We start from the raw sequence: 23,152 nt of genomic DNA, 5'->3' as shown, positions 1-23,152 counted from the left end.
TACGTTTCTACAGATATCAGCGCTGCGCGTGGTGCGCAGCCAGCCTTTGAGCAACGGAGAACAGCAATGACCTCAGTATTTGACCGCGACGACATCCTGTTTCAGGTAGTGGTCAACCATGAAGAACAATATTCCATCTGGCCCGACTACAAGGCCGTGCCGGAAGGTTGGCGCACCGTGGGCAAGAGCGGTCTGAAAAAAGAATGCCTGGCCTACATTGAAGAAACCTGGACCGACATGCGCCCGTTAAGCCTGCGCCAGAAAATGGACGGCGCTGCGCTGGCCTGACTCACCCCGTGTGGCGAGCAAGCACGCTTTCTCGCCACCACCGGACGGCTTCTGCGGGTTCACGCGGTCTTGTCTTTTTCCAGCCCGCCCGTAGCGCCCGTCACCACCTGCACACTCAAGCGCGGCGTGGCCAGGTCCAGCCCTGCTTCGTCGAGTTGCCGCTTGAGCGCCAGGTTGAATGCCCGCGACACTTCCCATTGCTTGATCGGCGCCGTCTTGAAGCGTGCACGCAGGATCGCGCTGCCTGATTCGAAACTCTCCACCCCCTGGATCTCCAGCGGCGACCAGATATTGCGGCGCTGTAGCGGGTCGTTGCGGATTTTCTGGCCCACGTCGCGGATCAACTTGATCGCGGCATCGATCTGCATGTTGTAGGGGATCGCCACCCGGAAGATCGCATAGCCGAACTCACGGGAGTAGTTCTTGATGCTCTTGATTTCGCTGAACGGGATGGTGTGCACGATGCCGTCGATGTCGCGCAGGCGCACGGTGCGGATGGTCAGGCCCTCGACAGTACCGAGGTGGCCGCCCACATCCACGTAGTCGTCGATGGCCAGGGAGTCTTCGATGATGATGAACAGGCCGGTGATCAAATCCGCCACCAGCGACTGCGCACCAAAACCGATGGCCAGCCCGATCACACCGGCACCGGCCAGCAGTGGAGTGACGTTCATGCCCATGTTCGCCAGGGCCACGATGGCGGCGATGATAAAGATGGTTACGAACAGCACGTTGCGGATCAACGGCATCATGGTCTGCGCCCGCGCATTCGCCAGGCCTTTGCGCGAACGGGTGAGCGCGTGGTGGATCGCGGTGTCGCTGAGGATCCAGATCAGCCAGGCAAACAGCAGCGTGCCGGCCAGGCCAAACAGCTTGACCGCGATTTCATGGCCCTCGCCTTCGGCAAAGCCAATCAGCGACAGGCCCCACACCCGTAGGCCCAGCTCGATAAACACCAGCCACACCGCCAAGTGGGCCAGGGTGTAGATGAAGCTTTTCAGGCGCTCGGAATACAGCGCATGACGTTTGTGCCGTTGGGGTTTCAGGGCATGGCGCCGCACCAGGCCATTGATCACCATGCACAACACCAGCAACACCGTGCATAACAACGATTGGCGCAGGGCGGTGCTGGTGTCGCCGGCCGACAGGAAGGTGGCAAACAGCGAAATACCCACCAATAACATCGCCGGCAGGTACCAGAAGGTGCCGATGATCGACAGCGTGTCGGTGAGCGCGCGTCGGGTGAGGCGGCGCGACAGCGGCTGGTTGCGGATCAGGTGCGCAATCGGCCGGCGGAAACGCAGGATAAACACGCCGGTGGAGAGCGCCGCCATTACATTGGCCACGGTCGCAGCGGTATGGGCCAGGTGCTGGCCCAGGGCGGTCACCAGGCGCGGGTCGCTCAACGCTTCGCCAAAGGCGGCAAAGCTGCCGATCAGCCACAGTGGGCGAAATGCCTGGTGGCGCAGGATATACAGCGCGCGGTGACGGTGCGGGCCGTCGAGCAGGGAAAAGGCAATCACGCAGATCGCCGAAAAACAGGTACCCACCACCAGCGCGTAGGCCAGCACCATCGCCAGGGATTTGCCCAGGGACGAGGGCAGGGCATAGCTCAGGTAAACCGTGATCACCAATGCGATCAGCCAAGGCCCCAGTTTGCGCAGGGCAAAGCGCAGCATGTCCCAGGTGCGCGGGTGTTGGGGAAGTTCTTCCGGCAGGCCGAAGCGCTCGCGCACACGGTGGCTGAGCCAGATCAGCGCGGCCGCCAACAGGCTCCACACCGCCAGGATCAGCGCAAAACCGAAGATGATCGGCAGCCACTCACTGGCCGGCAGCATCAAGGCGTCGAGTTCCTCCTTGGCCTGGTCGACTTCATTGGACCAGCGTCCCAGCGGGCTGTCGTTACCCGAAAATTGCTGTTCAAAACCGGACAGCGTGCTGCCGATCAGCCCGAGCACACCTTGCTCGGCCACGGGCTGGGCCTTTTGCGTGGCGGCACGCAGCTTTTTCAGGTCGCTGAGCAGTTGGCTGCGCTGCTGGTCGTTTTCCAGGGTCTTGATCACCTCATCCAGCGACTGCCCCAGAGGTACCTCGGCCTGAGGTTGAGCCTTGGCGGTGCCCCCCAACAGTCCGGGCAAACCCACGGCGTGGGCAGGCGAAGTGGGAAGCAGGATGAGCAGGGCGATCAACAGGTAGCAGGGCAGGGCGAACAGACGGGAAAGCACGAGGCGGTCAACCTTGGAGACGGCAGGTTGACCGAGTGTACGAGGGCAGGCGTCATTCGGCCAGTTTGGCGAGGATCTTGTACACCACGGTACCCAGGATCAGCAGCATACCGACCCACATGCCGAACACGCCGACGGGCTTGTCCCGAAAATTGAACCCCACGGCAAGCAGGAACATGCCGATCAGGATAGGGATAAGCATGGCGTGGAAGGCGGACATGGAGATCATGGGGCGACGGCCTTGTCGGAGTGGGAATACTGACAAGTCTAGGTCGGATTATGGAAAGTGCAGATGATGCAGATCAGTTTGGCCTGGGTCATATTTCCAGAAACACACAGAACCCAATGTGTGTGGGGCTTGCTCCCGATAGCAGAGTTTCAGTCACCAGATTCATTGACTGATACACCGCTATCGTGAGCAAGTCGAATCGTCGCACCGCCCCTCCCACATTTTTTGACCGCATTCAGCCCTTGAGATCAGGGCAGGTCGTGGCTCGCGTAGAACGCACCCAACACTTTCACCAAATGCGCCAGGTCATGGCTGCCGCACAGTTCACGGATGGAGTGCATGGCGAACGTCGGCAGGCCGATATCGACGGTGCGCACGCCCAGGTGGCTGGCGGTGATCGGGCCGATGGTCGAGCCGCAACCCATGTCGCTGCGCACCACGAAGCTCTGTACGGGCACTTCTTCGGCCATGCACAAGTGGCGGAAGAACCCGGCGGTTTCGCTGTTGGTGGCGTAGCGCTGGTTGCTGTTGACCTTGATCACCGGGCCGGCATTGAGCTTGGGGCCGTGGTTGGCGTCGTGCTTGTCGGCATAGTTGGGGTGCACGCCATGCGCATTGTCGGCAGACACCAGCAGGGATTTCTGGATGGTGCGTACGAACTCGTCACCTTCGGGCAACAGGCGACGCAGGGTCTGTTCCAGCATCGGGCCGTCGGCACCGCACGCCGAGCAGGAACCGACTTCTTCGTGGTCGTTGCACACCAGCACGCAGGTTTCATCACTGTCGCTGGTGAGCAAGGCTTGCAGGCCGGCGTAGCACGACAGCAGGTTGTCCAGGCGCGCACCGGCGATAAAGTCGCCGTTCAGGCCAATCACCGCAGCACTTTGCGTGTCGTAGAAGCTCAGCTCGTAATCGAGCACCACATCGGCGTTCAACCCATGTTCGCGTGCCAATTGCTCGGTGAGTACGGCGCGGAAGTCCACGCGCTCGTCACCGGCAAACTGCGCGAGGATCGGCGGCAGCTCGGTCTGGGCATTGATCGCCCAACCCTGGTTGGCCTCACGGTTCAGGTGAATGGCCAGGTTGGGGATGATGGCAATGGGCAGCTTGAAGTCGATCAACTGGCTCTCGACCTTGCCGTCGCGGCGGAAAGTCACGCGGCCGGCCAGGGACAGGTCACGGTCGAACCACGGTGCCAGCAGTGCGCCGCCATAGACTTCAACGCCCAGTTGCCAGAAGCCCTGGCGTTGCAGCTCCGGCTGGGGCTTGACCCGCAGGCACGGGCTGTCGGTATGGGCGCCGACCAGGCGGATACCGCCCAGCAGCGGCGAGTGACGGCCGAGCTTGAAGGCGATGATCGAGGAGTCGTTGCGGGTCACGTAGTAGCGACCGTTGGCTTCGGTGGTCCAGGTCTCGCGTTCGTCGAGACGCTGGTAACCGGCCGCTTCGAGGCGCTGGGCCAGGGCGGCAGTGGCATGAAAAGGAGTAGGGGAGGCCTTGAGGAAGTCAATCAGGCCTTGATTCAACGCTTCGCGCATAAATAGCTCCAGACAGCAGTGCCGCAAGTTTACCGTTCGATAGCGGCAAGTGCACAGAACAAATGTGGAGGGGCTTGCTCCCGATGGCGGTGGGTCAGGCCCATACCTCTGGAGCTGATACACCGCCATCGGGAGCAAGTCGAATCGTCGCACCGCCCCTCCCACATTTGACGGTGTTCACAGCTTAAAAAGGAGCTGGGCACTCGAAGCGCAAGCGCTCACCGCTTTGCGGGTGCGTGAAGCTCAACATGCTGGCATGCAGGCACAGGCGCGGCCAGGCGGCCAGGGCTTGTTCGTGGGCGTACAGGCCATCACCCAGCAACGGGTGGCCGATGGACAGCATATGCACACGCAACTGGTGCGAACGCCCGGTGATCGGCGTCAGTTCTACCCGGCACCACTCGCCACAACGCTCCAGCACTTTCCAGAAGGTCAGCGCGTGCTTGCCGAACTCATGATCCACCACGTGGCGGGGCTTGGTCGGGGGGTCGTAGCGCAGGGGCAGGTCGATGCTGCCGCTGTCCAGTGCCGGTTGGCCCCAGGCCAGGGCGGTGTAGGCCTTCTCGGTTTCACGGTCGTGAAATTGGCGGGACAGTTCGCGATGGGTATCGGCGTCCCTGGCCAGCAGAATGATCCCCGAGGTTTCCCAGTCCAGTCGATGGACGATGCGGGCTTCGGGGTAGCCGTTTTCCTGCAGGCGGGTGATCAGGCAGTCTTTGTTGTCGTCGGCGCGACCAGGCACCGAGAGCAGCAGGGTCGGCTTGTTCACCACCAGGACGGCGGCGTCCTGATGAAGGATATGGATGTTGGACAACGGCATTAAACAGCCTCGTAACAAACGCCAACGGCGGCTCGACCACCCCGCTCTCGCACAGAGATCAAGGTGATCGAGCCGCCGTGGCGGCCGCCTGTTCGATCAACGATCAGGCAGGGTGATATTGAGTTCCAGAATCGAGCAGCTGCCGTCGTTTTCCAGGGCGACATGCACGTCATCGTTGCCGATATTGACGTACTTGCGGATCACCTCGACCAGTTCCTTTTGCAAGGCGGGCAGGTAGTCCGGGGTACTGCGTTGGCCGCGTTCGTGCGCCACGATGATCTGTAGACGCTCTTTCGCGACCGACGCGGTGCTTGGCTTTTTGTTGGCGCGAAAGAAGTCGAGAAATTTCATTGTTTAGTTGCCTCCAAAGATACGCTCGAAGAATCCCTTCTTCTTTACATCGAGGAAGCGATGTTCCACGGTCTTGCCCAGCAAACGATCGACGGCATCGCTGTACGCCTGGCCGGCGTCGCTCTGGTCGTCAAGAATCACCGGCACGCCCTGGTTGGAAGCCTTCAGCACGGCCTGGGATTCCGGGATCACGCCCAGCAGGGTCACCGCGAGGATTTCCTTCACGTCTTCAACACCGAGCATCTCGCCGTTGCTGACGCGCTCAGGGTTGTAGCGGGTGAGCAGCAAGTGCTCCTTGATCGGCGATTCGCCTTTCTCGGCGCGCTGGGATTTGCTCGCCAACAGGCCCAGCATGCGGTCCGAGTCACGTACCGACGAAACTTCCGGGTTGGTCACCACGATGGCTTCATCGGCGAAGTACATCGCCAGGTGAGCACCGGTTTCGATGCCGGCCGGGGAGTCGCACACCACGTATTCGAAGGTTTCCTTCAGCTCGGCCAGGACCTTGCCCACGCCTTCTTTGGTCAGCGCGTCTTTGTCACGGGTCTGGCTGGCGGCCAGTACGTACAGGTTCTCAAGGCGCTTGTCCTTGATCAGGGCCTGTTGCAGGTTGGCTTCGCCGTTTACCACGTTGACGAAGTCGTACACCACGCGGCGTTCGCAGCCCATGATCAGGTCGAGGTTACGCAAACCGACGTCGAAGTCGACGATGATCTGTCTTGTGGCCGCGCAGAGCGAGGCCGGTACCGATAGCGGCGCTGGTGGTGGTCTTACCCACACCACCCTTGCCGGATGTAACCACGAGAATCTTGGCCAAGGTGTTTCACCCCTAAGGAAAAAGGACTTTTCAGCCCCTGAAAAACATCTCTTGAAACTCGCTGCAGGCGGACAGCCCTTGTAGGAAAAAGATGTCGTTTGCGTAAAGGAAACGCCAACTTCAGAAGATTCCTACACAAGTATTGCCGGTTTCGCTGTGCTATCAGAGTCTAGAGATGCTTGGAAAATGCGGCAGTATCCGTTAAAGCCGGGTGATGTTCAACACATCGCCCGCCAGGCTGACCTGCACCCCGGCCCCCCATAGCGGATCACGGCGCAAATCTTCGGAAACCTTGTACCGGCCTGCAATGGAGACCAGCTCAGCGGTCAACTGCTGACAGAAAATACGCGCCTTGGTATCACCCTTGATGCCGGCGAGTGCACGTCCGCGCATCGGGCCGTATACATGGATGTTGCCATCGGCGAGAAGTTCCGCGCCGGGGCTGACCGAAGCGATCACCACCAGGTCGCTTCCTTCGGCGTAAATTTGCTGCCCGCCGCGTACGGGCGAGGTGATGATCTTTGTAGGCTTGATCGTCGGCTCGGGTGGTTTTTCCGGTTTTTTCTTCACTTCACCTTCGCTCGGGTCCAGCGGACGCTCGCGAGCGCCGGACGGCGGCAGTACTGGCAGTTCAATAGCGATGGCGGCGGCAATGTCTTCGATACGGCTGGCGCGAATGGCCAGGGTGCGCAGGCCATGGGAGCGGCACACGCGCATCAGGCCGGGCAAGTCGATCACGCCCTGGCCGGCGGGCAGTTTGTCCAGGGCCAGTACCAGCGGGGCATTATTGAAAAAGTTCGGCGCCAGCGCGACCTTGGCGGCGAGCTGGCGGTCCAGGGCGTCGAGGTCGTTGCGGGCCAGTTCCAGCACGGTAATGGCGAGCATGCTGCCTTTCAGCTGGAACACGGGATCTTGGTCTAGCGGTTCGGTTTGGCTCATGGTCGGCATAAAGCGGCTTGTCACGAAAAGTGTCGAGACTTATAACGAGAACACTCACCCGCCGCAAGCCGGGTCGAACCGTTGTAGAATGCGCGGCCCTGTCTTTACCGGAATCTGTAATGGATCGCCCGCGTTTTCGAGCTGCATTTTGTCACCCGCGTTTCTGGCTGTTATGGCTGGGGCTAGGCCTGCTGTGGCTGGTCACCCAGTTGCCCTACCGCACGCTGCTGACCATTGGTCGGTTGCTTGGCGCCGGCATGTACCACGTGGCGGGCGAACGTCGTCGCATCGCCGCGCGTAACCTGCAATTGTGCTTCCCGGAAAAAACCGCCAAAGAGCGCAAGCAACTGCTCAAGCAAAACTTTGCGTCCACCGGCATCGCCTTCTTTGAAATGGCCATGAGCTGGTGGTGGTCGCGCCAGCGCCTGGCGCGGCTGGCCCACGTCGAAGGCCTGGAGCATCTCAAACAAGCGCAGTTGGATGGCAAGGGCGTGATCCTCATGGCCCTGCACTTCACCACCCTGGAAATCGGCGCGGCGCTGCTTGGCCAGAAGCACACCATCGATGGCATGTACCGTGAGCACGGCAACCCCTTGTTCGACTTTATCCAGCGCCGTGGCCGCGAACGCCATAACCTCGACTCCCTGGCCATCGAGCGCGAAGACGTGCGCGGCATGCTCAAGCTGCTGCGTGCCGGCCGTGCCATCTGGTACGCGCCGGACCAGGACTACGGCGCCAAGCAAAGCATCTTTGTGCCATTGTTCGGCATCCAGGCCGCCACCGTCACCGCCACCAGCAAGTTCGCGCGCCTGGGCAAGGCGTTGGTGGTGCCGTTCACCCAGGAGCGCCTGGCCGACGGCAGCGGTTACCGCTTGGTGATCCACCCACCGTTGACCGACTTCCCCGGCGAGACCGACGAAATCGATTGCCTGCGCATCAATCAATGGGTCGAAGCCGCGGTGCGTGAGTGCCCCGAGCAATACCTGTGGACCCACCGGCGTTTCAAGAGCCGGCCACCGGGTGAACCCAAACTGTACGAAAAACGCCGTCGATAAGACCGACTTTTCCCCACATGGAGTGACGCAATGCCCCCATCTGAACCGGTTACAGGTTTGATTCTTTCCGGCGGCGGTGCGCGCGCGGCGTATCAGGTGGGGGTGTTGGCGGCAATTGCCGAACTGCTGCCGCCGGGGGCACCCAACCCATTTCCGGTGATCGTCGGCACCTCGGCCGGCGCGATCAATGCGGTGAGCCTGGCCAGCGGTGCGATGGACTTCAGGGCGGCGGTGCAACGCCTTACCGCGTTCTGGCAGGGCTTTCGCAGCCATCTGGTGTTGCGCAGCGATTGGCCTGGCGTGGTCCGCCAGGCGAGTCGCTTCCTGATCCACAGCCTGTTCGGCCTGGGCCGGCAATTTCCTGTGGCATTGCTCAACAGTTCACCGCTGCGCGACTTGCTGCAGGACAAGCTGCACCTGGCGGGGATCGACGAAGCCATCCGGCAACAGCACCTGCATGCGGTAGCGGTGACCGCGTTCGGCTACGAGTCCGGGCAAGCGGTGACCTTCTACCAAGGCGGCGGCACCATCGACGCATGGCTGCGGCACCGCCGTATCGGCATACCCACCCAACTGACGGTTGAACACCTGCTGGCCAGTTCGGCGATCCCGTTGTTATTTGCCCCGGTCAAACTCGACGAGGAGTACTTCGGCGACGGTGCCGTGCGCCAATCCGCACCCATCAGCCCGGCCCTGCACCTGGGCGCCAGTCGCGTACTGGTGGTGGGCGTCAGCGGCAACCCACGGGGCAACGAGCCGGCGATACAACGCACGTACACCGGCCAGCAACCCACGCTGGCGCAGATCGGTGGGCATATGCTCAACAGCACGTTCATTGACAGCCTGGAAAGCGACATCGAACTGCTGGAACGCCTGAACCAGTTCAGCCATTTGCAACCGGCCGACAGCACGGCCCGTGGCCTGGCGCCTGTAGACGTGTTGGTGATCGCACCCAGCCAGCCGATCGATGAAATCGCGGCACGGCATCGCCAGGAGCTGCCGGCGGCGTTGCGTTTGTTCTTGCGTGGCCCAGGGGCGACCAAGACGAGCGGGGCGGGGGTGTTGAGTTATTTGCTGTTCGAGGCGGGGTATTGCAGCGAGTTGATCGAGGTTGGGGCGCAGCGATGCGTTGGCCAAGCGCGAAGAAATCACGCGGTTCCTGGGCATAAACCCAATCTGAATGTGTGAGGGGCAAGCCCCTCACACATAGGTTTGCAGTGCTCTTTAGAAGTGGTACTTGACCAGGAAACTCGCCGTGTCCTGCGTCGTCTTGAACGCGCCCGAATCTTCGATCCCGTACTTGTTCTTCCAATAGTCGTATTCAAAGCCGACATACAGCTGCTTGTCGCCCCAATGCAGCGCCTTGCCCAAGTCATATTTGACCTGTGGGTTGAAGTGCAGGTTGGCGTGATAGGTGCCACGGGCGTTCTTGTCGTTGTCCACCACCCAATCCATAAAGCCGTCGATCAGGATATTGGAGTTGCCCACCGGCAGGGTGTACGACCACACCGGGGTGATCTGCCACACGCCATCACCCGGGCGATTGCCTTCGGTCTGGCGCTGGTAGAAGTTCAGCTGGAAATAATCGAAACCGGGGATGTTCAAGTCAAAGCCCGGGCCGACCAGGTACGACTCGTTGTCGCCTTCGCCGAACTCATAAGTCATGGCCAGCAGCACATCTTTGATCGGGCCGAAGGACAGGTCTTTGTCGAGAATCTTGCCGAATGACAACCGTGGGCTGAACTCGCCGTAGTAAGTATTCGGGCCGACGTTGCCGTCTTCCTTGCCGTTGTAAAAGATGCGGTCGAGGAAGAAGAAGTTGTCGCCGTACTTCCACGCGTCGGCGTGTTCGAAGGTGACGGTCTGCTGGATCTGCGGGTTGATGGTAAAGCTCTTGCCCCACAGGTAGGTCAGGCTGTTGTTCTGCCACTGCAACAAGTCACCCGCCACGGCCTGGCCGCCGGCCAGCAGGGATCCTGCCAACACCAGGCCTTTGAACAGAGGTTTCATTCGGTTGCTCCCGAGTTAAGGTTTTATGGTTTTTCTCATGTGGCGCTCTGATGTGGCGCCTTTGGTTTCGCTGAAAAACTCGTCTGATTGGTCAGCTTTATGGCTACAGCAAAAGCCGCGCCAAGGCGGTAAAACCACCGTCGATACAAGCGGGCGCGGAGAATACTGGCTCCCACGTCTGGGCTCAAGTGCGCCGTTACAGCGCGCACAGGGCGACAATGGGGCATGTTTCAGGTATGGGCGTGCTCAACCGCAACGCGTTCAGCGCCGCCAAGGATGTTGAACAGTATGTTCAGCGACAACGCGCTGAGGGTGGCCATGGCGATGCCGCTATGGGTAATCGGGTTCATCCACAGCGGCAGTTGTGCAAAGAATTCCGGGCGCACCACCGGGATCAGGCCCATGCCGATGCTCACCGCCACCAGCAACTGGTTGCGACGGTCAGCGATGTCGGCTTCCTGGAGGATCTTGATACCGGTGGCCGCAACCATGCCGAACATGGCAATGGCCGCGCCGCCGAGCACTGCCGGCGGTATCGACGCCACCAGATAGGCGGCCTTGGGTAGCAGGCTGAGCACGATCAGGAACGCGCCGGCCATGATCGTCACCGAGCGGCAGCGCACGCCGGTCATCTGCACCAGGCCGATATTCTGCGCGAAGGAGGAATGGGTAAACGTGTTGAAAAACCCGGCGAAGAACGATGCGCCGGCGTCACACAGCAAACCGCGGCGCAGCATCTTCGGCGTGACCTCCTGGTCGGTGATCTTGCCCAGGGCGAGGAACAGGCCGGTGGATTCGACAAAGATGATCACCACCACCAGGCACATCGACAGGATCGGCGCCAGCTCGAACGTCGGCATACCGAAGTGCAGCGGTGTCACCACCTGCACCCAGGGCGCCTGGGCCAGGCCACTGAGGTCGACCATGCCGATCATGCCGCACAGGCCGTAGCCCAGGCCCATGCCGATCAACACGGAGATATTCACCCAGAAACCCCGCATGAAGCGGTTGATCAGCAGGATGGTGGCCAGTACCAGGGCGGCAATCGCCAGGTAAATCGGCGAACCGAAGGTAGCGGCGGCGCTGCCGCCACCGGCCCAGTTCACGGCTACGGGAAACAGCGACAGGCCGATGGCGGTGATCACCGTGCCGGTCACCAGGGGGGAAAGAAGCGCACCACCTTGGACATGAACGGCGCGATCAACATGCCGAAGAACCCGGCGGCGATGGTTGCGCCGAAGATGCCTTGCAAGCCGATACCGGGCATGCCGGCCATGGCGACCATGCTGCCGACGGCGGCGAAACTGGCGCCCATCATCACCGGCATGCGAATGCCCACCGGGCCGATGCCGAACGACTGCACCATGGTGGCAATACCGGCCACCAGCAGGTCGGCGTTGATCAGGAAGGCGATTTCTTCACGGCTCAGGCCCGCGGCCTGGCCGATGATCAAAGGCACGGCGACGGCGCCGCCGTACATCAGCAAGACGTGTTGCAGGCCTACCAGGATCAGTTGCAAGAGGGGCAGCCGCGCCATTGCGGGCGCGGCAGGAGTCTGCGGTTCTAACTGGGACATGCAACACCTCGAATCTTTTATTGTTGTGTTGTGTGGAACGCACTCTTCAAAACACTGCTGATCCCCAGTGGGAGGGGGCTTGCTCCCGATGGCGGTGTGTCATTCAAAGCATCAGTGACTCAAACACCGCCCTCTGGAGCAATCCTGTATGTATCAGATCAGTTGGTTCGCGCCCCCTGATTGATCCAGGCACCAATCAAATCCCGCTCCTGCTGGGTCATCTGCGTGATGTTGCCCAGTGGCATGATCTGGCTCGCCACGGCTTGCGCCTGGATGCGCGCGGCCTGCTGCTGGATCTGCTGCGGGGTGTCGAACATCACGCCGGCCGGTGCGGTGCTGAACAACGGGCTGGTGGGTTTGGCCGAGTGGCACACCGTGCAGCGTTGCTCGATCACATGGTGCACCTGGCCGAAGTCGGTGCCGGCCTGGGCCGGTGCCGGTTCAGCGGCCGGCGCGGCGGGCGCTGCGGGTTTCAAGCCGCCGCCCAACGCCGTTTCCGGCAGTGGCTGGTATTCGATGGCCGCGGGTGCCTTGGCAATCGGCTCCGCCGGCTTGGGCCCGGTGACGTACGCCAGGCTGATCATCGCCAACGCGCCCACCGGCAGGGTCCACGCGTACTTCTGGCTGTTGTGACGGGTGTTGAAGTAATGCCGCACCAACACCGCCGCCACCGCGATACCCGCCAGGATCAGCCAGTTGTATTGGCTGCCGTAGGTGCTCGGGAAGTGGTTGCTGATCATGATGAACAGCACCGGCAAGGTGAAGTAGTTGTTGTGGCGTGAACGCAGCAAGCCCTTGGCCGGCAGGGCCGGGTCGGGTGTGCGGTTCTCGGCGATGGCGGCCACCAGCGCGCGCTGCGCCGGCATGATGATGCGGAACACGTTGCCCACCATGATGGTGCCGATCACCGCACCCACGTGCAGGTAGGCGCCACGGCCGCTGAACACTTTGCTGAAGCCATAGGCGGCCGCAATCAACAGCACGAACAGGATAAAACCGAGCAGGGCAGGGCGCTTGCCCAGGGCCGAGTCGCACAGGAAGGAATAGATAAACCAGCCGGCGAACAGTGAGCCGATGCCCAGCAACACGCCTTCGGTGCCGCTGAGTGTGCTGCCGGGGGCGAGCAGGTACAGCGTGGGGTTCCAGTAGAACACCACGCACAGCAGCGCGACGCCCGACATCCAGGTGAAATAGGCTTCCCATTTGAACCAGTGCAGGTTGTCCGGCATGGTCGGTGGGGCCAGTTTGTATTTTTCCAGGTGGTAGATACCGCCACCGTGGATCGCCCACAAGTCACCGGCCAGGCCGCTCTTGGGATTGACGCGATTAAGGTTGTTTTCCAGCCAGACAAAGTAGAAAGAAGCGCCGATCCAGGCGACGCCAGTGATCATGTGAACCCAGCGCACGCTCAGGTTCAGCCATTCCAACAGATGTGCTTCCACAGTCTTTACCTCTCGCCTGTCACCCTTGTTGTCGGGTGATCCGGCCTTCTCTTATTGGTGGGGGGCGAGGATCAACCGCTCATCCTCTTCAAAAAAATGCTCATCGCAGTTATTGCCTGTGCCACTGCGATCAACCACCAGGAAGTCATCCCGCTTTTCGATCGTCAGCACCGGGTGGTGCCAGACGCCGCGATGGTAATTAATGCCCTGCCTGCCGTTGGTAACGAAGGCGCGGACCAAGCCCGATACAGGTGCATCGCCAAGTGGCGCGACCACGATCAGAAAGGGGTTGCCGAGCAGCGGAATGAAAGCCTGGCTGCCCAGCGGGTGTCGCTCCAGCATGCACACGGTCAACGGCATATCCAGCGCGTCGGCGCGGAAGATGCTGATGATGGCGCGGTCTTCAGGCTGTGCTGTTTCGACCGTCGCCAGTTTGTGAAAGCGCATGGTCGACCCGTTGTTGATCATGAAGTGATCGCTGCCGTCGGTTTCGATAACGTCTCCGAAAGGGGCGAAGGCTTCTTTGGTCAGGGGTTCGATCATCAGTGTGCGCATGGCTGTCTTCTTAAGTTTTCGAATTTGATGTTGTCTGGTCTACCGCGATTGGGTCGACCCTTATTTGGCTACCTTGCCCAACACACGCAGGCGACTCACACCACCGTCCGGGAACACATTCAAGCGGATGTGGGTAATCGGCCCCAGCGCCTTGATCTGCTCGGCGAAGGTGTGTTCGGCGTGCATTTCCAGTTTCTGCGCCGGCAGCAGTTCGCGCCAGAACAACGATTGGGTTTCGATCTGGCTGTCGGTGCCGCCTTTTACGAAGGCGCCCTGGATCGAGCAGGTGTCCGGGTAGTTGCCCTTGAAGTGCAGGGTATCGACGATGATTTTTTCGATCTCGCCCGGGTGGCCCAGCGCGACGATCACCCAGTCATTGCCCGGTGTACGACGCCGTGCGGTTTCCCAGCCGTCGCCCATGTTGATGCCGCGGCCGGGGTTGAGGATGTTGCTCATGCGGCCGAAGTGTTCATCGGAACAGGCCAGGGCACGGCCACCATTGAGCGCGGCGGCCAGGTCGACCTGTTCGTTGTCGCCTACAGACGACCAGTCGCGGTACGGCACGCCGTACACCCGCAGGCGGGCCACGCCGCCATCCGGGTAAATGTTGAAGCGCAGGTGGCTGAACGCCTGTTCGTGGTTGATCTCGTGGTAGTGGTGGCTGTTGCCTTGCAGCTCGACGGCCGACAGCACTTCGGTCCACTGGGTGTTTTCGTCCGGCTCGCCCGAAGCCAGGAAGCAGGCTTCCAGGGAGGCCGACGGCGGGAAGTTGCCGGTGAAGAATGAAGTGTCGATGTCCACGCCCTTGATTCGGCCCGGTACGCCGAGTTGGATCACCGCGCTGTCGTAGCCTTCGAAGCGCTTGCGGCGCGATTCCCAGCCGTCCATCCACTTGCCGTTGTCATCGAAAACGCCCTCCTTCCACACGGCCGGGGTCGGCTGGAACAGGCGGTTGGCGTCAGCGAACCAGTCATCGGTCACCGAGAGAATCTTGGTGCCCAGGCGGGCGTCGGCCAGGTTGACGAACTTCTCGAAAGGTACGGGTTGCGCTTTCATTCTTCTTGTCTGCCTTAGATAGAGTGGCTGGGGATGGACTGCTTAGAGGGTCAGTAAGCGGAACAACGCGATCTTGTTGATCTCGTCCAGCGCGCATTTGAACTCGGCGTCCGCAGAGTTGTGGATGCGCGTTTCGAACGCGGCAAGGATCTGGTGCCGGTTGCTGCCTTTTACCGCCATGATGAAGGGAAACTTGAACTTGGCCTTGTAGGCATCGTTCAGCTCGGTGAAGCGTGAGAACTCTTCGGCCGTGCATTGGTGAATCCCCGCGCCAGCCTGTTCATCGGTGCTGGCTTGGGTGAGTTGGCCCTGGACGGCCGCTTTGCCGGCCAGGTCCGGGTGAGCATTGATCAACGCCAGTTGGCTGGCATGATCGGCGCTCAACAGGATGTCGCTCATGCGCTGGTGCAGGGTTTCGATCTGGTCGATCGACGCGTCCTGGCCCAGGTCGTAGGCCTTTTCGGCCACCCATGGCGAATGTTCGTAGATATCGGCGAAGGCGGCGACAAAGGCGTCACGGCTCAAGGTCGACGGTTTCAGGCTGTGAAACGCAGTCATTTCACCGCTCCCGTGCAGGGGTGGGTTTCGTGCCAGTGGCGGGCAATATCGACGCGACGGGTGAACCACACCTGTTCGTGGCTTTTGGCGTACTCGATAAAGCGCTTCAACGACGCCAAGCGGGCAGGGCGGCCGATCAGGCGGCAATGCAGGCCGATGGAGAGCATCTTCGGCGCCTCGGCCCCTTCGGCGTAAAGCACGTCGAAAGCGTCTTTGAGGTACTCGAAAAAATCATCGCCCTTGTTGAAACCCTGCACCTGAGTGAAGCGCATGTCGTTGGTGTCCAGCGTATAAGGGATCACCAGGTGCGGCTTGCCGGTGGGGGTGTTCGGCTCCCAGTAGGGCAGGTCGTCGTCGTAGGTGTCGCAGTCGTAGAGGAAACCGCCTTCTTCCATTACCAGCCGCCGCGTATTGGGGCCGGTGCGGCCGGTGTACCAGCCCAGCGGGCGTTCGCCGGTCAGCTCGGTGAGGATGCGGATGGCTTCGAGCATGTGCTCGCGCTCCTGGGCCTCGTCCATGTACTGATAGTCGATCCAGCGGTAACCGTGGCTGCAGATCTCGTGGCCGGCCTGGACCATGGCACGGATCACATCCGGATGGCGCTGGGCGGCCATGGCCACGGCGAAGATGGTCAACGGAATATCGAATGCCTTGAACAGCTTGAGGATGCGCCACACGCCGGCACGGCTGCCGTATTCGTACAGCGACTCCATGCTCATGTTGCGCTCGCCCTGAAGCGGTTGGGCCGAGACCATTTCCGAGAGGAAGGCTTCGGACTCTTTGTCGCCGTGCAAGATGTTGCGCTCGCCGCCTTCTTCGTAGTTGAGTACGAAAGACAACGCGATGCGCGCCTTGCCCGGCCAGTGGGGGTGAGGAGGGTTACTGCCGTAACCGATCAGGTCGCGTGGGTAGTCAGCGCTCACTGCAGTCTTCCTTCTTGTGCGTGGTAGCAAGTGTGTGGCGGCCGGCGGAAAAGATCGGGTGGCGTCACAGCGATGGGATGATTGTATACAACTTGCTGGTCACTTTGTAAGCCTGTAATTCTGCATTTTTTCCAGCCCAGCGTTAGCGCCTGGCATTGCAGAAACTTGCCCAACTGGTCAGTAAATGGATGAAAGGTCTTTAAAAAGCAAGGCTCAATGAGGATCTGCTGCAAGGAGGGAGGTTCAAAGGCTCGCGCAAAAGTTTGTGATTTTTATTGTGTACAATTTTCATTAAAAGTGTCTTAATTAGCCCGTCACCGGCTTTTTCATGCCCTGCAAAGGTGCGGCCTATCTTCATTCGACTCAATAAGGGAGCCCGGATCCATGGGACGACTGACCACACACGTACTGGATGCGGCTCACGGCTGCCCCGGCAGCGCCATCCAGGTTGAACTGTACCGCGTCGAAGGCGCGCAGCTCGAGCGGGTCGCCAGCGCAGTCACCAACAGCGATGGCCGTTGCGACGCGCCGCTGCTGCAAGGCGATGACTACCGCAGCGGCGTCTACCAGTTACAGTTCAGTGCCGGCGATTACTACCGTGCCCGTGGCGTGCAGTTGCCGGAACCTGCGTTCCTCGAGGTGGTGGTGCTGCGCTTTGGCATCAGTGCCGAACAGGACCATTACCATGTGCCCCTGCTGATTTCGCCCTACAGCTACTCCACTTATCGCGGTAGCTGAGCGTCACCTCGCTTCACACCCCCAAAGCGACTCAAAGGTTTGGCCCGCGCACACTGCGGGCTTTTTTTCGTCCGATGTGGCTGATCGCCAACGATCTCGAGCTATTTATGTAGCGCCAGAGCGGTGAGCCAGCCCCTAATCTGCGGTTTTACAGCAGAGAATGGATGCAGGCATGGAACCCGAAGAGTTGGCCGCGACTGATAAAACCCCTGAACGTACGCAAGGGTCAGCGTCTTCCTCCGACCCACCAGGCTCCGTGGCGTGGATGGAGTCGGTCCTGATTGAGCGCTTGTCCACCAGCGCTCACCCCAGCCAAATGCTCAATCAGCTTTACCACGCTCAGGCGCGATGCGCGCGGCACGCGCACCTGTTGCAAAAGATGCAGGTTAGTTCGCCAAGAATTACCCGGCTGATCCGCAAGACGTTGCGCGAAACATTCGAGACTGACCCCGATTCCCTGTTGCTCAATGTGCCATTGGTGCCCGATGCGCCGCCATGGCGTCGCAACTTGACCGACACGATCATGCATCTGCTGGCCGAACATGCGTGTACGAGAGCAGGTGTATGGAGCGAGCAGGTATGCCGACCGGAGGGCCAAACCGACAGAGTGCTGGATGAGATTTTCGATGTGGATCTGCTCGAACGCATTGAGGCCGCTGTGCCGGCGTATTGGCAAGTGCTGGCTGAAAACGAGGTCTGTTCGCGCAAGGATCGCTGGTGCACGCTGTACCGGGAGTTCGCGGCTGACCAGGCAGTGCTGGCCCACGGGTTGAATCAACTGTCCGACGCCGGGTTGCAGATGGTCATGACCGTGGTCGAAGCGCCAACGCCTCAGGCCCGTGCACTGGCGGGAGGCGTGCGCGCGAAACTGCACGTGGCGCAAGTAGTGTGTCCAGGAGAGGGTGACAGCCAGATCCCGTTCAGTGGGGCCTTGCATTTTTTCTATCAGGAGGGGACTGAGGATAAGCGACAGGTCCTGCTACCTACCCGGCCTGGCTCAAGCGTTTTATGAGTTCAGCAGCTTGCAAGAATGGCAGGCCCAATTCGCCACGCTGGTCAATAAGCATGCGCTGCTGTTGTGGCCGCTGTTGGAGTTGCCTCGACGTCACCAGTTAGCACCGGCCACAGCAGTCGCACTGCTGCCCTTCGCCGCAGGCCGGATAGGCCCGCACATCAGCATGGATGCCTTGTCCCATAGCGCCGAGGCGCTGTTAAAGGTGCAGTGGGACAACGAACTGGCCACATTGCTGGAGATCAATATCCCCTATCTGTTTGCCGGCAACGCAATCAAGGGCGCGCATATGCGACCGCTCGAACGCCTGCTGCAGGTGGAGCAGGAACGGGGCGTGATATCCGTGCAACCCGAGTTGAACACCGTTCTGTCGCGGTTGCTGGAAAGGGACAAGCAACGGCGTCATCGTGAGATCAGCTTTTCCAGCCTCTCGACCCACTTACCCTTGCGTGCCTGCGAAGCGAAGGTGCGGCATCAGGAACTCGCCTTTCAACGTCTGCTCAACCCCGAGAAACCAGGCGAGCAGACCCAGGCATTCAACACCGCCGTGGCCCTGCACAAACAATGGCTGGAAAAACGCGATCAATGCGTGGAGTTGCTGCAAGCGCAGGCGCACCGATTGCATGAGTCGGCGTCTTGGGCCGACATCGGCATCGACCAGCTTAGTCTGGAGCAGCGCCTGCTGAGCGCTCGTGGCGCGGCGTTGGAGCTCGAGGCACTGCTGGGACACCGGATGGGCTTGATTGATCCGACGCTCTTGGCACGCGTCACGGCGCTCACCGCGACGCCGGCGCAGGCACAGGCGAGCGACACCCGTGCAGATCGGGTGTTGGCGCTCAGTATCGGTTCGGCGTCGCAGCCCAGGTACCGATTGCGTGGTGCATGCGTACTCGCCGGTGCGGATAAGCCCGCAGCCTCCAGCCAGGCGGTGTTGTTGTATGTGCCTGGCATTGACGGTGGCTTGCAACGGTTTAAATCCCTGACGTACCTGAAGCAGTGTGTACAGGCCAGTTTCAAGGCCGCTGAACCCGCTGCGCTCTGGCAATGCATCGGGCGTGCCGAGCGCAACGCTGCGCGTGACTGGGTCCGAAGCTTGGCGGTGGACGAAGCGCTGGAGGTGACTGTCGAAGCGCTTGGGGCCGATGCGCTGAAAATCGGCCTTCAGGAGCAGATAGCGGCGCTGGTGGAGGCGCACGAGCGGCTTGGACGAGGCGAGCGGATGTTCACCGAAGTCAGCGACAGATCGTTGACCACGACCTTGCTGGCGATGGAGGCCGTGCAGAACCTGCAGGTGCCGGCCAACGATGCGCGGGAAATGGCCTTGAATAATATCCAACTGGTCATCGCCGCTGCCAGGTTCAGCGCCACGCTGCCCCCCTTGGCACGGATCACCGGCGCTTGCTTTTGAGACAGCAACACAGTGAGTTCAATCTCCAGCGTTGGTTGGCCACTCAGTTGGGCGACATAGAAAGTTTCGGCCGCCAGCGCTTGATCCTGCAATTGACCCAGGATGGTTTTTACCCTGGGTTGGATATCGACAAGCCGCTTTTCGATATTCCAGACGACGTGAGCAAGGTCTGGGCCGCCCACCCTGAGCGCGCGGTGGGGGAAGCCGGCGCGAAAACGCTGGTGAGTCCGGAGCGCACCACCTACAGCTTCGTGCAACTGGCCCTGAACAATCTCGACCCACAAGCGCCATGGACGCGCTGGCGCCTGCAGCATATGACCTGCCTGGACCCGGTCTGGACAACGCGCCTGAACGTGGATTACCTGATCAAGACTATCTCTGGCCTGGACCTTGGCGGGCAATTTGAGCGCAAAATCCTTGAGGTCTGTTATGGCGAAGAGGGCATGGCCCGGACCGCGCAGGTGTCGCCATTGCTGCACGAGTTATTGCGCCGGCCGGTCAAGCGTCAGGCGAAGCTGGCGCTGCTCGATCAGCAGCAGTGCGTGCTGAGCGAGCGGGGCCGGCAGCTGTTTGCAAAGGTGTTGGCGAACAAGCGTGGCGTGAGCCTGGCGCCGCTGCAACTGTGTTTTCTACGGCTGGAGGCGCTGACGCTGCCATGGGCGCGGCATATTGCCGCGAGGGTGGTGATTCATGACCCAGGCAGCGGTTATTGCCTGCTTTACTGGCCCGGCGCCATTGGTTACCCGGCGCTGTCCGAATACACGAGCCTCAAGGCGTTGCGCGAGGCCTTGATAGCGCACCTGCAGCCCGGAGAACCCATCTCCCGGTTGGCTGAACATGTTGCGCCTGGTTCCGAGTCGCAAGCTCTGCTTGGTTACCCTGGCTATATCAAAGCGCTGGTCGAGCCCGCTTCGATCTGGCGCCGCATGCTGGAACGCAACGGGATGTTTTCAGTCTTGCCTCTCGTTCACGGGGCGGTTGAGACGGGCAAATACCTGTATCGATGGTTCAAGACCCACCGAGTGTTCCCTGCGGCGGCCTTGAGCGAGATAGAGGCCGAGATCCTCGAGCAGCGAGCGCATGGTCCGCACGAATGGCTCGGCATCAGCGCAACGGATGCCACGGATATGCTCGGTCTCCTGGCCCACGCACAGGGTATTGCGGGTGCAGCGTGAGGCGCATGCTCAATCCAATTCTCTCGAAAGGCTGCAGACGTATCGTCAGTGGCGATATGGCGAGGCGACGGGTCGAACCAACAGGGGGCTGTTATCGATGATCCCCCTGGTGGGTGTGGGGGTCATGGCTTGGGAGGCGATATTGGCCGCGCGACGGCTTTATCACAGCGGCAGTGCCGATGATGTGATCGAGTTGGTGTCCAGCGTGCACCTGTTATTGCTCGAATGCGTAATGCTGTTCCTGCCGGTAAAAGGGGCCGCAGCGGGTAAGCTGGCCACCGGCTCGTCAAAGCGCTCGATGGGCGCGGCGCTAAGGCGTCTGCATCAAGGCCAGCGCAGGCAAGCCAGCCTTGCCGTGCGGCCTCTGTCGTCGTCCAGGTTCAAGGGGCCGTCTCCCTACAAGATGGCAGGCGAGGCGGTCGATGCGGTCGAGCTCAAGGCGCCGGTGGACAAGGGGACACGGATACGCGACGGCGAGCAGTTCGTGCTCGACGCCACAGGCCAGCGCCTGGGTGTCTATCGACGCAAAGGTGAGCAACGGCTGCGTTTCAAAAACACCCAGAAACCTGGCGAGAATGAGCTGTTTGTATTTATCGAAGAGCCCCGTGAATGGCTGCTGGGCGCCGACAACCCGCAGCCGGGAACGAGTACCGGCGCAAGTGCTTCCTGGCGGCCGACACCCGCGCCCACCCCGGTCAGTTGGTCGCCACCGTCGTCACGCTTGCTGGGTGATTTGACGAGACGTCCGACCAACATCACCAGTCAATGGCGCGAATGGGGGCAGACGCTGAACATCGGAGAACTCACCGAGATAACGCCAGGCAAAAACCTGTATCAGGCAACCGGCTCGCCGCGCCGGCTCGTTAAAGTGGGCGCGAACTTTTATGAGACACTTGCCGACGGCTCGCAGCCCCATGCCGACCTCGTCTTCCTCAGACCACCAGGCGGGGTGATTGACAGCCTCGATGGTTTGGCCATGCACCTGGGGCAAACCCCCACACCGCAACCGTTGATGCTCACATACGGCGCCGACCTGCGTTGGAGCCCGCGTCGAGACCTGTTCCTCCAGCCGCTTTCACAATCACTGGCTAACCGTTTCCCGGGCCTGACACCGGCCAGTCTGCGACAGTTGACGCACAGAATGGTGGAGCTGGCCGACACTGGCACATCCGTCACGAGCACTCGTTTATTAACCATCCGTGCAACGCTGAATAGATGGGTGCCTCCCGCACTGGGGCAGATGGCACCGACCGACGATCTACTGACAATGCTGCGGCCTGTCAGACCGCGCAAAAAAACCAATCTGTACGTGGGACTGGATGGCGAGGTGGGAGGGTACGAGCGTGTGGACTTCGGTCTGCCAGGTGCGCTGGAGGCCAGGCTGCTCGGACCATCACACGGTGACATAGCGATCACCAATGCTCGGATAAGCGCCAGTATCACTGCCGTGACTGATGTCCTTCAGTCTCTCGGATTTACGGTCACGCTGAAGCGCGTCACCTCTGGCAGCAGGCAGCTTGCCTATCTGGTTTGCGCACATACAGCTTCAAATAACGTGTATTTCATATGGATCAAATGGCTGGATGGGGTATCTCTCGAGATGAAAAGCGGACGGGGACGTTTGATGTCTCGTGCATGGTTCACGGACAAACACAGCTCGCATCCAACGGTCTATCAACCGTTCCTGACGGCCCAGAATGAGGGCCGACTGGTCAAGCTATTCGCCGGCATCCAGAATGCCAATCGGCCGACAATTTACTTTTTGAGGCCGGCCGACCTGGACTGACGCTAAATCCGCCCAGAACGTCTACCGGCTGAGCAACGAAGCCGCGCCGGCGCCGCCGAACAGGCCGGCACTGACCCGGTTGAACCAGCTTTGGCCCTTGCCGCTGCGCAGATACCGCGCAGCGCCATGGGCGCCCAGGCCATAGGCCAGCTTGCACAACAGGTCGAGCACGGTCCACGTCGCGATCATCACCAGCAGTTGCGGCAAAAACGGCCCTTGGCTATCGAGAAACTGCGGCAGAAAGGCGGCAAAAAACAGGATGTCCTTGGGGTTGCTGGCGCCCAACACGAAGGCCCGGCCAAACAGCGCGCGAAAACGCGGCACGGCCGGCGCCTGCGGGACTTCGGCCCCCTGGGCCGGTTGCCGCGATTGCTGCCAGCTCTGCCAGGCGAGGTAGAACAGGTACAGCGCGCCGACGATCTTCAGGGCGCTGAACAACTGTTCCGATGCCAGCAACAGCGCGCCCAGGCCCAAGGCCGACGCGCTCAACAGACAAATCGACGCAAATACCCCGCCGAGGAACGCCGGGTAGGAGCGGCGCAGGCCATAGTTGAGGCTGTTGCTGATCATCAGCAGCGACAGCGGGCCGGGGATCAGGATCACGATCAATGCAGCGCCGCTGAACAGCAGCCAGGTTTCCACGCTCATTAC

General features: G+C 60.9%; 20 protein-coding genes and 3 pseudogenes. 8 read left to right on the top strand and 15 right to left on the bottom strand.

Features of this window, described 5'->3' with window-relative positions; all coding sequences use genetic code 11:
* The first annotated feature begins 66 nt into the window (after positions 1-66).
* Entirely contained in the window at positions 67-288 is a 222-nt protein-coding gene (locus tag AB4O25_RS10190) for an MbtH family protein (protein WP_017527671.1), read from the top strand.
* 59 nt (positions 289-347) lie between these two features.
* Here AB4O25_RS10190 and AB4O25_RS10185 read toward each other — a convergent pair whose 3' ends face one another.
* The 7 genes and pseudogenes from AB4O25_RS10185 to minC all read right to left on the bottom strand — a co-directional run bounded on the left by AB4O25_RS10185 (position 348) and on the right by minC (position 7,207).
* Positions 348-2,513 carry a mechanosensitive ion channel family protein gene (locus AB4O25_RS10185; protein WP_065876504.1) on the bottom strand — a complete coding sequence of 722 codons (2,166 nt, stop codon included), beginning with the start codon at positions 2,511-2,513 and terminating at the stop codon, positions 348-350.
* Between the two features lie 52 nt (positions 2,514-2,565).
* Positions 2,566-2,742 carry a hypothetical protein gene (locus AB4O25_RS10180; protein ID WP_017527673.1) on the bottom strand — a complete coding sequence of 59 codons (177 nt, stop codon included), beginning with the start codon at positions 2,740-2,742 and terminating at the stop codon, positions 2,566-2,568.
* 248 nt (positions 2,743-2,990) lie between these two features.
* Positions 2,991-4,280, bottom strand: coding sequence for a M18 family aminopeptidase (locus tag AB4O25_RS10175; protein ID WP_017527674.1), 1,290 nt, complete (start codon positions 4,278-4,280; stop codon positions 2,991-2,993).
* 184 nt (positions 4,281-4,464) lie between these two features.
* A complete protein-coding gene (locus tag AB4O25_RS10170) occupies positions 4,465-5,100 on the bottom strand; it encodes an RluA family pseudouridine synthase (protein ID WP_017527675.1) in 636 nt (211 codons plus the stop codon).
* 96 nt (positions 5,101-5,196) lie between these two features.
* Positions 5,197-5,451, bottom strand: coding sequence for a cell division topological specificity factor MinE (gene minE, locus AB4O25_RS10165; protein WP_003175252.1), 255 nt, complete (start codon positions 5,449-5,451; stop codon positions 5,197-5,199).
* Between the two features lie 3 nt (positions 5,452-5,454).
* Positions 5,455-6,268: pseudogene (gene minD / locus AB4O25_RS10160) on the bottom strand (septum site-determining protein MinD).
* 201 nt (positions 6,269-6,469) lie between these two features.
* A complete protein-coding gene (gene minC, locus AB4O25_RS10155) occupies positions 6,470-7,207 on the bottom strand; it encodes a septum site-determining protein MinC (RefSeq protein WP_026067245.1) in 738 nt (245 codons plus the stop codon).
* A 119-nt stretch (positions 7,208-7,326) separates the two neighbouring features.
* Here minC and AB4O25_RS10150 point away from each other — a divergent pair, with 119 nt between their 5' ends.
* Together AB4O25_RS10150 and AB4O25_RS10145 are read left to right on the top strand one after the other, a co-directional pair.
* On the top strand, positions 7,327-8,262 hold the full coding sequence (locus AB4O25_RS10150) for a lipid A biosynthesis lauroyl acyltransferase (RefSeq protein WP_460150838.1): 936 nt from the start codon (positions 7,327-7,329) through the stop codon (positions 8,260-8,262).
* Between the two features lie 30 nt (positions 8,263-8,292).
* Positions 8,293-9,442 (top strand): annotated as a pseudogene (locus AB4O25_RS10145) (patatin-like phospholipase family protein).
* Between the two features lie 44 nt (positions 9,443-9,486).
* Here AB4O25_RS10145 and AB4O25_RS10140 read toward each other — a convergent pair.
* From AB4O25_RS10140 to puuE, 7 genes and pseudogenes are all read right to left on the bottom strand, one after another.
* Positions 9,487-10,272 (bottom strand): outer membrane protein OmpK, encoded by a 786-nt coding sequence (locus AB4O25_RS10140; RefSeq protein WP_017527680.1) that lies wholly within the window; start codon positions 10,270-10,272, stop codon positions 9,487-9,489.
* Positions 10,273-10,502: 230 nt separating this feature from the next.
* A pseudogene (locus AB4O25_RS10135) lies at positions 10,503-11,848 on the bottom strand (nucleobase:cation symporter-2 family protein).
* 158 nt (positions 11,849-12,006) lie between these two features.
* Entirely contained in the window at positions 12,007-13,290 is a 1,284-nt protein-coding gene (locus AB4O25_RS10130) for a urate hydroxylase PuuD (RefSeq protein WP_017527682.1), read from the bottom strand.
* A gap of 51 nt (positions 13,291-13,341) precedes the next feature.
* Positions 13,342-13,845 carry an ureidoglycolate lyase gene (locus AB4O25_RS10125; protein WP_017527683.1) on the bottom strand — a complete coding sequence of 168 codons (504 nt, stop codon included), beginning with the start codon at positions 13,843-13,845 and terminating at the stop codon, positions 13,342-13,344.
* A gap of 60 nt (positions 13,846-13,905) precedes the next feature.
* The gene (alc, locus tag AB4O25_RS10120) at positions 13,906-14,901 is read right to left on the bottom strand and encodes an allantoicase (RefSeq protein WP_017527684.1); all 996 of its coding nucleotides are present in this window, start codon (positions 14,899-14,901) and stop codon (positions 13,906-13,908) included.
* 42 nt (positions 14,902-14,943) lie between these two features.
* Positions 14,944-15,459: a 2-oxo-4-hydroxy-4-carboxy-5-ureidoimidazoline decarboxylase gene (gene uraD / locus AB4O25_RS10115; protein WP_065876486.1), complete on the bottom strand. Its 516-nt coding sequence runs from the start codon at positions 15,457-15,459 to the stop codon at positions 14,944-14,946.
* Positions 15,456-16,382 carry an allantoinase PuuE gene (puuE, locus tag AB4O25_RS10110; RefSeq protein ID WP_017527686.1) on the bottom strand — a complete coding sequence of 309 codons (927 nt, stop codon included), beginning with the start codon at positions 16,380-16,382 and terminating at the stop codon, positions 15,456-15,458. Before puuE ends, uraD begins: the two co-directional genes overlap by 4 nt.
* Positions 16,383-16,766: 384 nt before the next feature.
* On the opposite strand from puuE, the gene uraH reads away from it, so the two are divergent.
* From uraH to AB4O25_RS10085, 5 genes are all read left to right on the top strand, one after another.
* A complete protein-coding gene (gene uraH / locus AB4O25_RS10105; protein ID WP_460150837.1) occupies positions 16,767-17,120 on the top strand; it encodes a hydroxyisourate hydrolase in 354 nt (117 codons plus the stop codon).
* A gap of 172 nt (positions 17,121-17,292) precedes the next feature.
* Positions 17,293-18,132 (top strand): hypothetical protein, encoded by an 840-nt coding sequence (locus tag AB4O25_RS10100; protein ID WP_460150836.1) that lies wholly within the window; start codon positions 17,293-17,295, stop codon positions 18,130-18,132.
* A gap of 10 nt (positions 18,133-18,142) precedes the next feature.
* Positions 18,143-19,540: a hypothetical protein gene (locus AB4O25_RS10095; RefSeq protein WP_460150835.1), complete on the top strand. Its 1,398-nt coding sequence runs from the start codon at positions 18,143-18,145 to the stop codon at positions 19,538-19,540.
* Complete coding sequence (locus tag AB4O25_RS10090) at positions 19,537-20,715, top strand: dermonecrotic toxin domain-containing protein (protein WP_460150834.1); 1,179 nt, start codon at positions 19,537-19,539, stop codon at positions 20,713-20,715. Before AB4O25_RS10095 ends, AB4O25_RS10090 begins: the two co-directional genes overlap by 4 nt.
* Before the next feature lie 97 nt (positions 20,716-20,812).
* Positions 20,813-22,501: a hypothetical protein gene (locus AB4O25_RS10085; RefSeq protein WP_460150833.1), complete on the top strand. Its 1,689-nt coding sequence runs from the start codon at positions 20,813-20,815 to the stop codon at positions 22,499-22,501.
* 21 nt (positions 22,502-22,522) lie between these two features.
* Here AB4O25_RS10085 and AB4O25_RS10080 read toward each other — a convergent pair whose 3' ends face one another.
* Complete coding sequence (locus AB4O25_RS10080) at positions 22,523-23,149, bottom strand: LysE family translocator (RefSeq protein ID WP_460150832.1); 627 nt, start codon at positions 23,147-23,149, stop codon at positions 22,523-22,525.
* Positions 23,150-23,152: the final 3 nt, after the last annotated feature.

Source organism: Pseudomonas sp. S3_A03, from assembly GCF_054668275.1.
Note: the sequence above shows the minus strand (reverse complement) of the source record. Positions and strands in the feature narration are given on the sequence as shown.

Bases quoted from the DNA above. Each gene is read 5' to 3' on its own strand.
- uraH (WP_460150837.1), top strand. From the start codon at position 16,767: ATGGGACGACTGACCACACACGTACTGGATGCGGCTCACGGCTGCCCC.
- AB4O25_RS10125 (WP_017527683.1), bottom strand. From the start codon at position 13,845: ATGCGCACACTGATGATCGAACCCCTGACCAAAGAAGCCTTCGCCCCT.
- AB4O25_RS10100 (WP_460150836.1), top strand. From the start codon at position 17,293: ATGGAACCCGAAGAGTTGGCCGCGACTGATAAAACCCCTGAACGTACG.
- uraD (WP_065876486.1), bottom strand. From the start codon at position 15,459: ATGACTGCGTTTCACAGCCTGAAACCGTCGACCTTGAGCCGTGACGCC.
- AB4O25_RS10140 (WP_017527680.1), bottom strand. From the start codon at position 10,272: ATGAAACCTCTGTTCAAAGGCCTGGTGTTGGCAGGATCCCTGCTGGCC.
- AB4O25_RS10180 (WP_017527673.1), bottom strand. From the start codon at position 2,742: ATGATCTCCATGTCCGCCTTCCACGCCATGCTTATCCCTATCCTGATC.
- alc (WP_017527684.1), bottom strand. From the start codon at position 14,901: ATGAAAGCGCAACCCGTACCTTTCGAGAAGTTCGTCAACCTGGCCGAC.
- AB4O25_RS10150 (WP_460150838.1), top strand. From the start codon at position 7,327: ATGGATCGCCCGCGTTTTCGAGCTGCATTTTGTCACCCGCGTTTCTGG.
- minC (WP_026067245.1), bottom strand. From the start codon at position 7,207: ATGAGCCAAACCGAACCGCTAGACCAAGATCCCGTGTTCCAGCTGAAA.
- AB4O25_RS10190 (WP_017527671.1), top strand. From the start codon at position 67: ATGACCTCAGTATTTGACCGCGACGACATCCTGTTTCAGGTAGTGGTC.
- AB4O25_RS10170 (WP_017527675.1), bottom strand. From the start codon at position 5,100: ATGCCGTTGTCCAACATCCATATCCTTCATCAGGACGCCGCCGTCCTG.
- minE (WP_003175252.1), bottom strand. From the start codon at position 5,451: ATGAAATTTCTCGACTTCTTTCGCGCCAACAAAAAGCCAAGCACCGCG.
- AB4O25_RS10085 (WP_460150833.1), top strand. From the start codon at position 20,813: ATGATCCCCCTGGTGGGTGTGGGGGTCATGGCTTGGGAGGCGATATTG.
- AB4O25_RS10175 (WP_017527674.1), bottom strand. From the start codon at position 4,280: ATGCGCGAAGCGTTGAATCAAGGCCTGATTGACTTCCTCAAGGCCTCC.
- AB4O25_RS10080 (WP_460150832.1), bottom strand. From the start codon at position 23,149: ATGAGCGTGGAAACCTGGCTGCTGTTCAGCGGCGCTGCATTGATCGTG.